Origin of the sequence: Pseudomonas sp. IzPS59 (genome assembly GCF_014863505.1) — a bacterium.
Taxonomy (GTDB): Bacteria; Pseudomonadota; Gammaproteobacteria; order Pseudomonadales; family Pseudomonadaceae; genus Aquipseudomonas; species Aquipseudomonas kribbensis.
On the sequence record NZ_CP062251.1, the window covers coordinates 4318752 to 4333802 of the forward strand.

Annotated in this window: 12 protein-coding genes; 2 read left to right on the forward strand and 10 right to left on the reverse strand. The window is 63.0% G+C overall.

The annotated features are described in order from the left end of the window. The first annotated feature begins 161 nt into the window (after window positions 1-161). Window positions 162-1652, forward strand: a complete 1491-nt coding sequence (locus IF189_RS19300; RefSeq protein WP_134827588.1) for an aldehyde dehydrogenase family protein — start codon at window positions 162-164, stop codon at window positions 1650-1652. Between the two features lie 16 nt (window positions 1653-1668). Here the strand turns inward: IF189_RS19300 and IF189_RS19305 are convergent, their stop codons facing one another. From IF189_RS19305 to IF189_RS19335, 7 genes are all read right to left on the reverse strand, one after another. Then, window positions 1669-2964: an NAD(P)/FAD-dependent oxidoreductase gene (locus IF189_RS19305; protein ID WP_192552103.1), complete on the reverse strand. Its 1296-nt coding sequence runs from the start codon at window positions 2962-2964 to the stop codon at window positions 1669-1671. Then, window positions 2961-3638: a S8 family serine peptidase gene (locus IF189_RS19310; protein WP_134827590.1), complete on the reverse strand. Its 678-nt coding sequence runs from the start codon at window positions 3636-3638 to the stop codon at window positions 2961-2963. Before IF189_RS19310 ends, IF189_RS19305 begins: the two co-directional genes overlap by 4 nt. Beyond that, the gene (locus tag IF189_RS19315) at window positions 3628-5346 is read right to left on the reverse strand and encodes an ABC transporter ATP-binding protein (protein WP_192552104.1); all 1719 of its coding nucleotides are present in this window, start codon (window positions 5344-5346) and stop codon (window positions 3628-3630) included. Before IF189_RS19315 ends, IF189_RS19310 begins: the two co-directional genes overlap by 11 nt. After that, a complete protein-coding gene (locus IF189_RS19320) occupies window positions 5346-7250 on the reverse strand; it encodes a sigma-54-dependent Fis family transcriptional regulator (RefSeq protein ID WP_192552105.1) in 1905 nt (634 codons plus the stop codon). The genes IF189_RS19315 and IF189_RS19320 overlap by 1 nt, the downstream gene beginning before the upstream one ends. Before the next feature lie 117 nt (window positions 7251-7367). Beyond that, window positions 7368-8393, reverse strand: coding sequence for a histone deacetylase family protein (locus tag IF189_RS19325; protein WP_134827593.1), 1026 nt, complete (start codon window positions 8391-8393; stop codon window positions 7368-7370). Window positions 8394-8396: 3 nt separating this feature from the next. Then, window positions 8397-9635 (reverse strand): Zn-dependent hydrolase, encoded by a 1239-nt coding sequence (locus tag IF189_RS19330; protein WP_134827594.1) that lies wholly within the window; start codon window positions 9633-9635, stop codon window positions 8397-8399. Window positions 9636-9657: 22 nt separating this feature from the next. Next, window positions 9658-10968, reverse strand: coding sequence for an MFS transporter (locus tag IF189_RS19335; RefSeq protein WP_134827595.1), 1311 nt, complete (start codon window positions 10966-10968; stop codon window positions 9658-9660). A gap of 163 nt (window positions 10969-11131) precedes the next feature. Here IF189_RS19335 and IF189_RS19340 point away from each other — a divergent pair, with 163 nt between their 5' ends. Next, on the forward strand, window positions 11132-12067 hold the full coding sequence (locus IF189_RS19340; protein WP_007953119.1) for a LysR family transcriptional regulator: 936 nt from the start codon (window positions 11132-11134) through the stop codon (window positions 12065-12067). Here IF189_RS19340 and IF189_RS19345 read toward each other — a convergent pair. Genes IF189_RS19345 through IF189_RS19355 form a run of 3 tightly spaced genes read right to left on the reverse strand, consistent with a single transcriptional unit; the run spans window position 12061 to window position 15040 of the window. Next, complete coding sequence (locus IF189_RS19345; protein WP_192552106.1) at window positions 12061-12990, reverse strand: 2-hydroxyacid dehydrogenase; 930 nt, start codon at window positions 12988-12990, stop codon at window positions 12061-12063. The two genes, IF189_RS19340 and IF189_RS19345, sit on opposite strands and share 7 nt — an antisense overlap. Beyond that, on the reverse strand, window positions 12987-13742 hold the full coding sequence (locus IF189_RS19350) for a class II aldolase/adducin family protein (protein WP_134827597.1): 756 nt from the start codon (window positions 13740-13742) through the stop codon (window positions 12987-12989). Before IF189_RS19350 ends, IF189_RS19345 begins: the two co-directional genes overlap by 4 nt. Further along, window positions 13739-15040, reverse strand: a complete 1302-nt coding sequence (locus tag IF189_RS19355) for an MFS transporter (RefSeq protein WP_134827598.1) — start codon at window positions 15038-15040, stop codon at window positions 13739-13741. The genes IF189_RS19350 and IF189_RS19355 overlap by 4 nt, the downstream gene beginning before the upstream one ends. Window positions 15041-15051 lie beyond the last annotated feature (11 nt).

Consider the following 15051-nt stretch of genomic DNA (forward strand, 5'->3'; position numbering starts at 1 on the left):
GTCTCAGCCGCTGTCGCGAATTGCGACAACCTGCAACTCCACCACGCCCCTCTTCCCCCCTCCATCCCCTTGCACGGCGGGCCTGCACAGTACGTTCGAATATCTGGCACAGCCATTGCCAAGACCTGTGCAACGACAACGAACAACAAGAGGTCTTCACCATGCCCCTGCCCTATCTGCTCCCCGCCACCTCGACTTTCATCCAGCGCCCACCGCGCATGCTGATCGGCGGCGACTGGGTCGAAGCCGCCGACGGCCAGACCATGCCGCTGCACAACCCGGCCACCGGTGAGGTGCTGTGTGTGGTGCCTCGCGCCACGCCGGAGGACGTCGACCGTGCGGTGCTCGCCGCTCGTCAGGCTTTCGATGATTCCGCATGGAGTCGCACCCGTCCGCGTGAACGGCAGAACCTGCTGTGGAGACTCGCCGACCTGATGCAGCGCGACGCCGAACTGCTGGCGCAGCTGGAATGCCTGAACAACGGCAAGAGCGCGGCGGTGGCGCAAGTGATGGACGTACAACTGGCCATCGACTTTCTGCGTTATATGGCCGGGTGGGCCACCAAGATTGAAGGTTCCAGCGTCGACGTTTCGCTGCCGCTGATGCCCGGCGATCAGTTCCACAGTTTCATCCGCCGCGAAGCCGTGGGCGTGGTTGGCGCCATCGTCGCCTGGAACTTCCCGCTTTTGCTGGCCTGCTGGAAACTCGGTCCGGCGCTGGCCACCGGTTGCACCGTGGTGCTCAAACCGGCTGACGAAACCCCGCTGACCGCGCTGAAACTGGCGGAGCTGGTACTGGAAGCAGGCTATCCCGAAGGCGTGTTCAACGTGGTCACCGGCACCGGGATCACGGCCGGTTCCGCGCTGACTCACAACCCGCTGGTCGACAAGCTGACCTTCACCGGTTCCACCGCCGTGGGCAAGCAAATCGGCAAGATCGCCATGGACTCCATGACCCGCGTCACCCTGGAACTGGGCGGCAAGTCACCGACCATCGTCATGGCCGACGCCGACCTGAAAACCGCTGCGGCAGGTGCCGCCAGTGCGATTTTCTTCAACCAGGGCCAGGTCTGCTGCGCAGGCTCGCGCCTGTATGTACAGCGCAAACATTTCGACAATGTGGTGGCCGATATCAGCGACATCGCCAATGCGATGAAACTCGGCAACGGCCTCGACCCGAGCGTGGAGATGGGCCCGCTGATTTCCGCGCGCCAGCAGGAGCGGGTCTACAACTACATCGAAATGGGCCGGGAAAGCGGCGCGACCATCGCCTGCGGCGGCGAGCAGTTCGGGCCGGGGTTCTTCGTCAAACCGACGGTGATTGTCGATGTCGATCAACAGCATTCGCTGGTGCAGGAAGAGATCTTCGGGCCGGTGCTGGTGGCGATTCCGTTCGATGACGAAGCCGATGCGTTGCGCATGGCCAATGACAGCCCTTACGGCCTGGGCGCCAGCATCTGGTCGAACGATCTGGCGGCGGTGCACCGGATGATTCCCCGGATCAAGTCGGGATCGGTGTGGGTCAACTGCCACAGTGCGCTGGACCCGGCGCTACCGTTTGGTGGCTACAAGATGTCCGGCGTCGGGCGCGAGATGGGGTATGCGGCGATCGAGCATTACACCGAGTTGAAGTCGGTGTTGATCAAGTTGTAATGACTGGGCTGTTGGCTCAGGGTTTGAAACCCTGAGCCAACAGCCACCCGCGAACGGCTCGCCCCTGCTCGAGCGTCAACCCCGCCAGCACCTGATCCGCTGGCTCATCGCGCAACCGCCGTACCAGCGGTGCCAGCTCCACGCCTTGCACATGCCAGATCCCCAGCGGCTGATCCGCCGTGATCACCACCTCGGTTTCATCGACAAACCCGTCACTCAGCACCGGCATCCGCTCGATGCGCAGAGCGGCAAAATCCGCCGCCGCATGGGCCACTTCCGCGTCGGGCCATTGCCGCCGCGCCTGCCAGAATGGTCGATTCAGCCAGCGCAGTTCATCGGCATAAAAATCCCGGCCGATCCGCGCAAAACGCAGGAACAATTGCTCCACTCGCTGACGGTGAAAACGCTGCGCCAGCAACGCCCGCTCAGGTTTACGCAACAGCGTGTTGATCACCACCGGTGCCTGCAACGCCGAGGACAACGACTGAAAAATCCCGTTGCCGGACAGCGGGTCCACTGCCATCGCGGCATCGCCGACACGAATCCAGTTATCACCGCAGACCTGCGACGCGAGAATCGCCGTGCTGCTGCGAGCGTGCAGTTGCAGCTCTGATTCCTGCCCGCCGGCAAAGAAGGCTTGAGCAAAATCCGAAGCCTGCCGCCGCGCACGGCAGTGATCGAGCAACTGCGCCTTGCCCGGCAACCCGGCACTGGCAACGTCCACGGTCCACTGCCAATAACATTGGCCGTCATCCCGCCGCGCCATCCACGCCCAGCCGTCCTCAAGGCTTTCCACAGCGCTGGCGGTCACACCCGGCACGCCTTGCCAGCGATTGAGCAGGCTGACCGTCTCCGGCCCGCGCAGACCTTTTCCGGATGCCGGCGCCTGTCGCCCCCGGGCCTCCACCAGAAAATCCGCCGTCAGCGTCTGCCCGCCATCGAGTTCGATCCGATGACCGTCCACCGGAGACTGAACACTCAGGATTCGCCCTTCAATCACCTCGACCCCGGCCAACCGCAGGTCTTCACGCAAACCGCGATCGAAGGTGGGGCGATCCAGCAGAAACTCGATGTTCTGCGCATGCTGCTGGCCATTCCACGAAACCTGCCTTTGGGACGGCAACGTGGCATTCGCCAATCCGTGATTCAGCCCGGCACCGCGCAGCGCCTCCAGCACCCGTTGCGACACGCCTTCGAGCGCAGCAAACCGCCGCCATTCGCTGACCAGCGTCACGGCGTAACCCAGCCGTCGCAGCCCCAACGCCACCGCCGCGCCAGCCGGCCCGGCGCCGAGAATCAGGATCGACGTCATGGGCCGAGACGCCGTTCAGGGCCGCGATAACGAGCGTGCTGTTTCAGCCAATCGATCACTTCGGCATTACTCGCTTGAGGTTGCTCCAACAGATAAGCAGCAATGTGACCGCTCAACGCTGCACACCCCAGACTGGCCCCGGACTGCCCCGGATAGGTCCCGCGAACACACGCGGCAAAATCCGCCTGCGCACTGTCAAGCCACGACCATTGCTCATCAGTGCAACGGGCGTCACCGGTCACCCGCAATACTTGCGGATAACTGGCCGGAAACACCGCCGTTCCTTGCGCCGGGCTCGATGCACACAGCAACACTCTGCGAGCAACCGCCGCCGCGCAGGCTTGGCGCAGCAGGCTGCGATCCTGACGTAAACCCAGGCTCAGATTGATCAGCCGCACGTCCTGCGCCACCAGCCAATCGATGGCCGCAGAAATCTGCAAGGCACTGGTGACGCCGCGCTGATCAAACACTTGAGCTACACAGATCTGCGCGGCCGGTGCGCGACGGCTGATCGCCTCGATCACCGCACTGCCATGCCCGAGGGGATCGTCGCGCAAATCCGATTCCGCCAGGCCGTCCTCCAGCAATGAGAACCGTCGCCCGGCAAGCACCTGCACCCGTTGCGCCGCCGAGTGCCCGCTGTCGACCACGCCGATACGCAACTCAGGCTTCATGCAGCACCGTTTTCGAAATGAGTACACCGTCGAGCAACTCGAAATGCAGGTCGGCATCGGCCAGGGTCGACGGACGGTGGCTGATGAGGATCCGTGTACGTCCGGCAAACAACCGGTCGATGGCTTCGATCACCTCGCGCTCGGTGGCTTCGTCGACGGCGGACGTGGCTTCGTCGAGCACCAGAATCAACGGATCCTGCAACAACGCCCGGGCAATAGCGATGCGCTGTTTCTGCCCGCCGGACAACTGCTGACCGCGCTCGCCCAGCGGACTGTCGAGGCCTTCGGGCAGCGACGCGATCAGGCTGTCGAGTTGCGCCAGCCGTGCGACCTCGGCGATGGCCTCGCGGCTGGCGTCCGGCACCGCGTAAGCCAGGTTGTCGGCGAGGCTGCCGCGAAACAGCACGATGTCCTGGCAGACCACGGCGATGCGTCGGCGCAGCTCGAACAGTTCGAGTTCGCGCAGATCCACTTCGCCAAGCAGCACTCGCCCGGACTGCGGATCGTGATGCCGTTGCAGCAGATCGATCAACGTCGATTTGCCGACGCCGGAGCCGCCACTCAAGGCGACTTTCAAACCGTAGGGAATCGTCGCCTCGATACCGCTCAACGTGCTCGGGCGACCCGGATGACTGAAGTGCACCCCGTCAAAACGCAACTCACCCGAAGTTGGAAACGGTTTTGGCATGACCGGCGAAAATACCGTGGGCTCTTCACCTCGCAACTCCATGACCCGCCCCAGACTGACCGTCATGCGCTGGATCGCCACGTACAACCCCAACAGGCTCTGCACCGGCCCGACCGCCATCCCCAGATAGGTGGAAAACGCGATCAGCGCGCCGAGTTGCCAGGTGCCCTGCACCACCCAATAGCCGCCGATCAGAAACGCGCAGGCGCGAGACAACGACGTCAACGTGCCGGGCACTGCCTGGGTGAAAAACTCGGTGACTTGCAGGCGCAGCAATTGGTTCATGTAGCCCTGCCCGAGGCTCTCCAGTCGTCGCGCTTCACGCTGCTGCTGGCCGGCGGACTGGATGAATTTCATCACCGGCAGAGTCTCGACCATGAACGACGACATGTCCGCCGAACGCTCGCGCAACTGTCGCACATCGCGCTCGACCTTGCGCCGCATCCAGCGCAGCCACAGCACATCGAGCGGAATCAGCACCAGCGCCAGCAAAGACAGTTTCCACGACAGCGTGAACAGCATCGCGATCGCGAACACCAGGCCGATCACGCTCGACACCGCCGAGAACAACGAATCCACGGCGAAGCGCTGAATCTCCGCCACATCGCCGTCGAGCCGCGACATCAGATCGCCGATCCGCCGCTGGCCGTAGAAGCTTGGCGACAGCTTCTGCAAATGCCGATAAAGGTCGTCACGCAGGGCAAACAGAATCCGCCCGGACAGCCGCGTGTGCAGATAACGGTTGATCCCTGACAACGCCGTGCCGAGCAACCCGGCGATGATCATCAGCACCGCAATCAGCACCAGCATCGGAAAGTTTCGCGCCAGCAAGCCGTCGTCGATCAGCAGTTTGACCAGCCACGGCTGCACCAGCACCAGCAGCGACGCGCACACCGACAGACCGAGCAAACCGGTAATCGCCAGCCGTTGCGGCCGCACGAACCCGTAGAGCCAGCGCAACGCCGCTTGCAGCGCGGCGGGGTTGTGGCTGTCGATCAGCCGCACGAACAGGCGCTGCATCACGAGCGCAACTGTTTGAGCTTGCGATACAGGGTCGCGCGGCTGATACCCAGGGCGTCGGCGGCGGCCGAGACGTTGCCCTGATGGGTGTCGAGGGACTGGCGGATCATCTCCAGTTCGTTTTCACGAATGCTGCCGGTCTGGGGTTTCTCGCTGGCAGAGAGTTCGTCGAGCATGCTGTCGGGCAGGTGATCGAGGGTCAGCACCGTTTCACCGGGATCGCGCATGGCCAGCGCGGTGCGCAAAACCATTTCCAGTTGGCGGATGTTGCCCGGCCAGTGATAACCCGCGAGCAGGCGATTGAGGTCGTCGTGCAACACGGCGTTCGGCGCATCGAGTTTGCCCAGCAGGCGAGTGACCAGCGCGGCGAAGTCATCGCGCTCACGCAGGGCCGGAAGCATCACGCTGATGCCGTTGACCCGGTAGAACAGGTCCTCCCGGAACTGCTTGTCCTCGACCTGACGCTTGAGGTCGCGGTGGGTGGCGCAGATCAGCGCGACGTCGATGTCCTGCTCTTCGCCGGCACCCAGCGGCGCCACTTTTCGATCCTGCAAAACGCGCAGCAAACGCGCCTGCAGGGCCAGCGGCATGTCGCCGATCTCATCGAGGAACAACGTGCCGCCGTGGGCCTGTTGCAGGCGCCCGATCATCCCGCCACGACGTGAGCCGGTGAACGCGCCTTCGCGGTAGCCGAACAGTTCCGACTCGATCAGGCCTTCGGGAATCGCCGCGCAGTTCACGGCCACAAACGGTTTGTCGCTGCGGCTGCCGGCCAGGTGCAGGGCGCGGGCGATCACTTCTTTACCGGTGCCGGTTTCGCCGAGCAGCAAAACCGGCAACTCATTGGCCAGACCTTGGCGTGCCATGCGCAAGGCACGGGCATAACGGGCGTTGTTGCCGGCCAGTGCTTCCAGATCCGGTTGCGCCTTAGCAGTTTTCCCCACACTGCGCGGGGGGCCGCCGAGGTTGACCGAGCGCGCCGGGGCTCGCAGGGTCTTGTAGAAAAATTCGCCCTTGGCGGTTTGCACACTGCCGACGCCGCCCTGTTGCAGACGGGTCAGCAATTGCACGCCATCGACCCCGAGAAACTCTTCGCAACGCTTGCCGACCAGCGCCGAACGCTCGGCTCGCAGCAACTGGCAGGCCTGAGCACTGACCGCCAGAATCTGCCCGCCGAGACTGACTGCCAACAAGCCTTGCCACGGCGATTCCAGATATTGCCGACGGCTGTGAAAGGCGAGGACGATCTGATCGGGAAAACTGTTGTTGAAGACCCGGCTCTCGATCTGGCTGACCGCCATGCTCAGCAGCGCGGTGCTGTCGTGGACGCGGCCGAGCGGGCCTTCGCGGGTCAGGTCGAGGACACCGAGAATTTCGCCCTGAGGACAATGGATCGGCACCGAGGTGCAGGAAAAATCCGTGAGGCGATCGAGGTAATGCTCGCCGCAATCGATCAGGGTAGGCCGCGCTTCCACCAGTGCCGTGCCGAGGGCGTTGGTGCCGCGTGCGGCTTCGCTCCAGCAGGCGCCGAGGGTGATGTCCTGCAAACCGCTGCCCTTGAGCCGGTCGGCACGTCCTTCGACCGCGAGAATGGTGGCGTCGGAATTGGCGAGGATGATCAGGCCTTCCTTGCCCTGGCGCTCGGCCAGGTAATCGATGGCCGGAATCGCCGCATCGATCAGCAGACGATTGCTCGCCAGCAACACATCGAGACTCGCGCTCGATTCCAGCGCCAGCTCATGTTTGCCATTGAAATGCACACCGTGGCTCAGGCTGCGCCGCCACGAAGCATCGATCTCCGCACGCAACACGCCATCCGGGACCTGCCCTTCGAGATGGAGTTTTTCCCGGGCCAGCCGGGCTTCGTGGTGAGACTTGGGATCGGTTGTTTTTATTAGAGTCATCAAGCGCTCCGGAGCGGTCCGCTTCGCGCTTCTTTACTTCAGCGCCCTGACGCCAATGTTTACGTTAACGTCAGGGCGATGGCAAGCACCGCAGGGCGCTTCGTCAGGTGGATCGCCTTAGCGCTGCCACACTTCGCCATTCACGAAAAACGCCCGGGCGTTGTCTTCGAGACTTTCCAGGTGATAGCCGCCTTCCTGCACGATCAGGCATGGCAGGCCGAGGCTGCGAATGCGCTCGCCCAGTGTTGCAAAGCCTTCACGGGTCACGGCGACTTTGCTTTGCGGGTCCAGTTCATAGATATCGAAGCCCAGCGACAGCACCAGCACCTCGGCGCCGAACTCGCGCACCGCGCTCAACGCAACTTCCAGTTGCCCGAGGAAATCCGCTTCGCTTGAACCATGGGCCATCGGCAGGTTGAGGTTGAAGCCCTCCCCCGCACCGCTGCCGCGTTCGTCGGCAAACCCGGCGACGCCCGGATAGAAGTTGGTCGGATCGCCATGCACGGAGACGTAGAGCACGTCGTCGCGATCGTAGAAAATCTCCTGAATACCCTGGCCGTGGTGCATGTCGGTGTCGAGCACAGCGACTTTTTCAAACTTGTCGCGCAGCACCTGCGCCGCTACCGCCGCGTTGTTCACGTAGCAGAAACCGCCCGCTGCTTCGGCCCGGGCATGGTGCCCCGGTGGACGGCACAAGGCGTAGGCCGCCGGCTCGCCATCGATCAGCGCCTGAGCCCCGGCAACAGCGCTTTGCGCCGACCAGTAAGCCGAGCGCCAGGTCTGTTCGCCGACCGGGCAACTGCCGTCCGCCAGGTAACGCGCAGCCTGGGCGAGGATGCCGCGCAAAGCATTGGGCTCGCGAACGAAGATGTTCGACATCACTTCATCGCCCCAGTCTTCGGGGATTTCCTTCCAGCGTGCATGCGCTTCCTGAAGGAACGTCAGATAAGGCGCGCCATGCACAGCCAGCAATGGGGCGAGGCCGGCATCGGCGGGCTGCTCGACACTGAAGCCCAGACCGTGGGCCGCCTGCACCAGACGCTGGGCGCGCTCCGGGACTTCCTGCGGTGTGCGCATCTGGCCACGGGAGTAATAGCTGCGTGGATGGTGGAGCAACTGTTCGGGGTGGAAAAAACTGCGCATGCTTCAGACTCCTTGTTCGATTCGACCGGCGCGGGCCAGCACGGCGTTGAGCAACACATCGGTGCCCTGCTTCACGTCTTCGGGCAACACATCTTCGGCCTCGTTATGACTCAAGCCACCGACGCACGGGATGAACACCATCGCCGTCGGGCAGTAACGCGCCAGATGAATCGCGTCATGGCCGGCGCCGCTGACAATCGACTGCTGAGCGTAGCCCAGCGCATCCACCGCCTCTTGCACGGCTGCCACGCATTCGGCGTCGAACGGTGTGGCCGGGCTGATCCAGTGCGGGGTGATCGTCAGGTTCAGGCCGCGACCGTCGGCGATGGCCTGCAACCGGGCACGGACCTGCTGCTCCATGGCGGCAATGGCGTCGTCGCGGTGATGACGCAGATCGACGGTGAAATTCACCAGCCCCGGAATGGTGTTGCGCGAGGACTTGTTGATGCTCAGTTCGCCAACCGTGGTCAGGCCTTCCGGCGCAAAATCTGCCGCCAGACCTTCAATCGCCTGAATCATCCGCGCCACGCCGTACAACGCGTCTTTGCGCAGCGGCATCGGCGTGGTGCCGGCGTGGGCGGCCATGCCTTCCACGCGCACGTCAAGCCAGCGGATCGCCTGACCGCCCGTGACCACGCCGATGCTCTTGGCGTTGTCTTCAAGGATCGGGCCCTGCTCGATGTGTGCTTCAAAATACGCATCCACCGCGCCGCCCAACGGACGCTCACCGGCGTAACCGGTCCGCTGCAAGGCCTCGGCAACGCTGATGCCATCCGCATCACGTACCGCCAGCGCAGCGTTCAGATCCATGATCCCGGTAAACACCGCCGAGCCGAACATGGCCGGTGTGAAGCGCGCGCCTTCTTCGTTGGTCCACACCGCCACTTCCAGCGGTTTGCGGGTCTGGATGTTGAGGTCGTTGAGGCAACGCACCACTTCCAGCCCGGCGAGCACGCCGTAGACGCCATCGAAACGCCCGCCCTCGGGCTGGGTGTCGAGGTGGCTGCCCATCATCACCGGGGCGGCGTCCGGATCGGTGCCGGCGCGGCGGGCGAACAGGTTGCCGATGGCATCCACGCTCAAGGTCATGCCGGCTTCGCGGCACCAGTGGGCGAACAGTTCACGGCCGGCCTTGTCTTCGTCGCTCAATGCCAGACGGCAACTGCCGCCCCGGGCTGTCGCACCGATTTCGGCCATGGCCATCAGGCTTGCCCACAGGCGTTCGCCATTGATTTTCAACATGAGGTTCTCCTGATATTCCGGGTTAGGCGCGGGCCATCTCCGCGCGATGGGCGCTGGCGTGGCGACGGGCGAGGGACAGTACGCAAACCAGCGAGATGCCGGCGATCAGGCTGTAGAACACCGCCATCGGCCACCATTGCCCGGTAAATTTGTGCGCCAGCATCGTGCCGATCAGCGGCGTCAGTCCACCCGCCACCGCGCCGCAAATCTGATAGGCCAGGGAGATCGCGGTGTAGCGCACGCGGGTCTCGAACATGCCGCTGACGTAACCGGCGATCACTGCATAGAACGACGCCATGCACACCACCGCCAGGGCGATGCCGAGGATGATCAGCGGCGCCTGGGCCGAACTGACCAGCACGAACATCGGATATGGCGAGGCCATCGCCAGCAGCGACACCAGGCACAGGAAACGCGTTGCGCCGATCTTCTCCGCCGTCCACGCGGCCAGCGGCTGGACGCAGAACTGAATGATCGCCACGAAAAACAGGCATTCGAGAATCAGCGAACGCGGCAGCGCCAGTTGCTGGGTGGTGTAGGCGATCATGAAGGTGTTGGTGAAATACACCCCGGCGATGCCCAGCGTGTTGGCGCCGATGCACAGCAGCAGCGGACGCCACGCGGTGCGCAGCACTTCCATCACCGGCGCCTGTTCTTTCTTGATTTGCTTGGTGGCCTGCTCACGGCTGGCGAGGAATTCCGGCGACTCATTCACGCCCAGACGAATCGCCAACCCCACCAGCAGCAACAGCGCACTGGCGAGGAATGGCAGACGCCAGCCCCAACTCATCAGGTCTTCTTCCGGCAAACGGGTCACAGCGCTGAAGGCCAGCAGCGACAGGATCAAACCCGCCGGGCTGCCCAGTTGCGCGAACGAAGCGAAGAAATTGCGCCGGCCCTTCGGCGCATGCTCGCCGGCCATCAACACCGCCCCGCCCCACTCGCCGCCGACGGCGATGCCCTGGACGATGCGCAGCAGAATCAGCAGCACGGGTGCCGCCGCACCGATCTGCGCATAGGTCGGTAACAGACCGATGCACACTGTGACTACGCCCATCATCAGCAGCGTGATGATCAGGGATTTTTTGCGACCGATACGGTCGCCGATATGGCCGAAAATGATTCCGCCCAACGGCCGGGCAAAGAAGCCCACGGCAAAGGTGCCGAACGCGGCCATGGTGCTGAACAGCGGATCGTCGGAAGGAAAGAATAGCGCGCCGAACACCAGCGCGGCGGCGGTGGCGTAGATGTAAAAGTCGTACCACTCGATCATGGTGCCGATGAAGGCTGCGGCCGCCGCACGGCGCGGCTGGTTCGAAGCGTGGGGCTTCATGGGGTCGGGCTCCTTTGATTGTTTTTCTGGCAGGAGGGAAACGGCAAATCCGAGGCGCTCTGACGGCGCCTGTCTGGGGGAGATTTATCGTCCCGGGGCTATGATTAGTCAATTTTCTATTTATTATTCCGACTATTACCCAACCTTATAATCGAGAAATCCCATGGCCGAACGCGACGTCCAGCGCCTGCTCAACGACCGCCTCGACTGGAACCTGTTGCGCACCTTCCGGGTGATCGGCCAGGAGCTGAGCATCAGCCGCGCCGCCGCGCGTTTGCACCTGACGCAACCGGCGGTGAGCCAGGCGCTCAAGCGTCTGGAGGAGCAATTGGGTCGCCAACTGATTGCCCGACGCGGTCCGCGCTTTGCCCTCACCGAAGTCGGCGAGCAGATCTTCGAACTGGCCGGCGAGATCTACGGGCAGATGTCCCAGGTCAGCAGCCTGCTGGAGCAACCGGCCGACGAAGTGATCGGCAAGGTGCGGCTGCTGATCATCAGCCGGATCTTTTCCGAGCGTTTCGATGACTTTCTCGCTGACTTTCACCGGCAGTATCCACGGGTGGATCTGGAGGTCGATGTGATGCGCAGTTCGGACATCGTCAGCGCCCTTCAGGAGAAAACCGCGACCCTCGGACTGAGCCTCAATCGCCGCCCGCAACCGCGTCTGGAACAGCGTCTGTTCCTGCGTCAGCGTTATGCGTTTTTCTGTGGCAAACACCATGCTCTGTTCGGCCGACAAGACATCGGCGAAGGCGATTTGCAGCGGGAGAATTTCGTCAGTTTCACCAGCGACCAGATTGGCGGGATGCTCTCGCCGTTGACGATCTTTCGCGATCAACAGGGCTTCAGCGGACGCATCGTTGCGTCATCGCCGAGCCTGGAGGAAGTGCGGCGACTGGTGATCGCCGGGTTCGGAATCGGTTGTCTGCCGGAGCACGTGGTGGCGGCGGACGTCGAGGCCGGATTGCTCTGGCGCCTGCCGCCCCACGAAGGAATTGCCGATGTCGACATTCATCTGCTGTGGAACCGCGATCAGCGCATGAGCCGCGCCGAGACGCTGTTCATCGAGCGCTTGCAGGCCTGTCTGGCGGATCAGTAACCGAGCAGTCGATCCGCGCTGTTGAGCAAAGGCTCACCGGCATTCATACGGCGGAAGTTCTCGGCGATCTGCTCGGCGATGCAGTCATGAGACGCCGCCGAAGCCATGTGCGGTGTGATGGTCACGCCCGGGGTTTTCCACAGTGTATGATCGGCGGACAGCGGTTCCTGTTCGAAGACATCAAGCAGCGCCCCGCGCAGTTTTCCACGGGCCAGCGCCTGTTGCAGATCCTCGATATTCAGATGCCCGCCGCGCCCGACGTTGACCAGTGCCGCGCCGTTGGCCAATCGTTCGAAGGTCTGGCGATTGAGGATGCCGCGTGTCTCGTGAGTCAGCGGCAACAGATTGATCAGCAATTCCAAACCGTCGAGAAATGGATTGAAGGCATCAGTGCCGGCGAAGGTCTGCACACCCGGCAGATCCTTGCTGCTGCGCGCCCAGCCACGTACGTCGTAACCGGCGGTTGCCAGGTCTTGGGCGATTGCGCTGCCGAGTGAACCGAGGCCCATCACACCGATCCGGAACTCATGGGCCGGGCGTTGCAGCGGTCGCTCCCAATGCTGCTGGCGCTGTTGCTCAAGGACTTGATCGAAGCCGCGATGAAAGTGAATCACCGCCCAGCGCACGTACTCGGTCATCCCTTGGCGATGGCCGGGATCGACCACCCGGCACACCGGCAGGTCCGGGCACGACGGATCGTGTTCCAGATGATCGATGCCGGCGGCGACCGAGTGAATCACTTGCAGATTGGGCAGCGCGGCGAGGCTGTCCGGCAGCGGAAACCAGCACGCTGCGATCTGCGCATTCACCGCCCGGGGATCATCGGCCAGCACCGCCGAGAGCTGCGGCGCACGGCGGGCGAAGGCTTCCTGCAATTGTTTGAGCAACAGCGTGTCACGGGACATCAGTGCAACGGTGTTCATGACAGATAGGACTCGCGCTGGGATTCGATCAGGGTCAGTGCGGCCTCCCAGGCCAGGTCGATGATGTTGTCCTGTTCATCGCGGTCGAACTGTTCGGCGGTGTGGGCGCAGACTTCCGGCGACGGGAAATGCAACTCACAACCACCGGCCAACGCCTGCACTTGAGCCTGACAGGCACGCTCCAGAAAGTGGATTTCCTGGAATGCCTGGGCCACGCCGGAACCGCCGACCAGCAAGCCGTGATTGCGCAGGATCATCGCGCGATGCGGGCCGAGATCGGCGATCAAACGCTCGCGTTCATCCAGCGACAGAGCGATGCCTTCGTAGGTGTGGTAAGCGAGTTTTCCGTAGAACTTCAGCGCGTGCTGACTGATCGGCAGCAGGCCCTGTTTCTGCGCGGCGACGGCCATGCCCGCAGCGGTGTGGGTGTGGATCACGCAGTTCAGATCCGGCCGCGCCATGTGGATCGCCGAGTGAATCACGAAGCCGGCGGCATTGACCCGATGACCTGCATATTCAGGGTCGACGATGCGCCCGTCCTGATCGATGCGCACCAGATCGGAGGCGCGCATGCGATCGAAGATCACGCCGTAGCGGTTGATCAGGAAATGATGCTCAGGCCCCGGAATCCGCAGGGTGATGTGGGTGTCGATCAGGTCGGTCATGCGAAAGTACGCGATCAAGCGGTACAGCGCGGCGAGCTCGCAACGGGCTTGCCATTCGATCGGGTCAATGTGGGCGGGCTTACTCACGAATACACCTCTTTGCTTGTGTGAAGGACGACCGGGTTGGCCCGCAGACGCGCGAGGCCACAGACACCGATCAGGGAAAGAGCGGACAGCAGCGTGAAGAACACCGCCAACGGCAGCCATTGCCCGGAAAACTTGCTGGCCAGCAGCGTGCCGATCAGCGGCGTGGTGCCGCCGGCGACCGCGCAGCTCAATTGGTAAGCGATGGAAATGCCCGAATAGCGCAGATGCACCGGGAACGCCTGGGTCATATACCCGGCAATCACCGCATAAAGCGCCGAGAGGATTACCACTGCAACGGCGATGCCGAGGGTCATCAACAGAATGTTTTGAGTGCCGACCAGCAGGAACATCGGGTACGGCGTGACCATGCACAGCAACGCTACCAACATCAGGAATCGCCCTTCGCCGATGCGCCCGGCGAGCAGCGCCGACAACGGTTGCGAAAGCAATTGGATGATCGTTACCAGGAACAGGCAGTCGAGAATGGTCGCTCGCGGGATGCCCTGATATTGGGTGACGTAGGTGATCATGAAGGTGTTGGTGAAAAAGAATCCGGCCGAGCCGATGGTCACGGCGGCAGCGGCGAACAGGATCTGTCGCCAGCACTGACGAATAACATCCTTCACCGGGTATTTCGCGGTTTCGTTATTGTCCCTGGCCTTGGCGAACTCCGGCGATTCATGCACACCGGAGCGGATCATCAAGCCGACCATCATCAGCACACCGCTGGCGAGAAACGGCAGACGCCAGCCCCAGGCGAGGAAGTCTTCCGGTGACAGCGACGTGACCAGACGGAACGCGATCAATGCCAGCAGCAAACCCGCCGGACTGCCGAGCTGGGCGAACGAGGCATAGAAGGTCTTGCGTTTGGCTGGTGCGTGCTCGCTGGCCATCAACACCGCCCCGCCCCACTCGCCACCGACAGAGATGCCCTGAATCAGGCGCAGGATTATCAGACCGATGGGCGCCCAGATACCGACGCTGGCGTAACTCGGCAGCAGACCAATGCCGGCGGTGGCCAGGCCCATCAGTGCCATGGTCACCAGCAGCATTTTCTTGCGACCGAGGCGGTCGCCCAGATGGCCGAACACCATACCGGCCATGGGCCGGGCGATGAAACCAACGGCGAAACTGCCGAACGCGGCGAGTGTGCTGGTCACCGGATCGCTGCTGGGAAAGAACACTTGCCCGAGCACCAGTGCGGCGGCGGTGGCGTAAATGTAGAAATCGTAGAATTCGATGGTCGTGCCAATGAAGGCAGCGGCTGCGGCGCGACGCGGCTGAGCGGTGGTGTGCATGCAAGAACCCT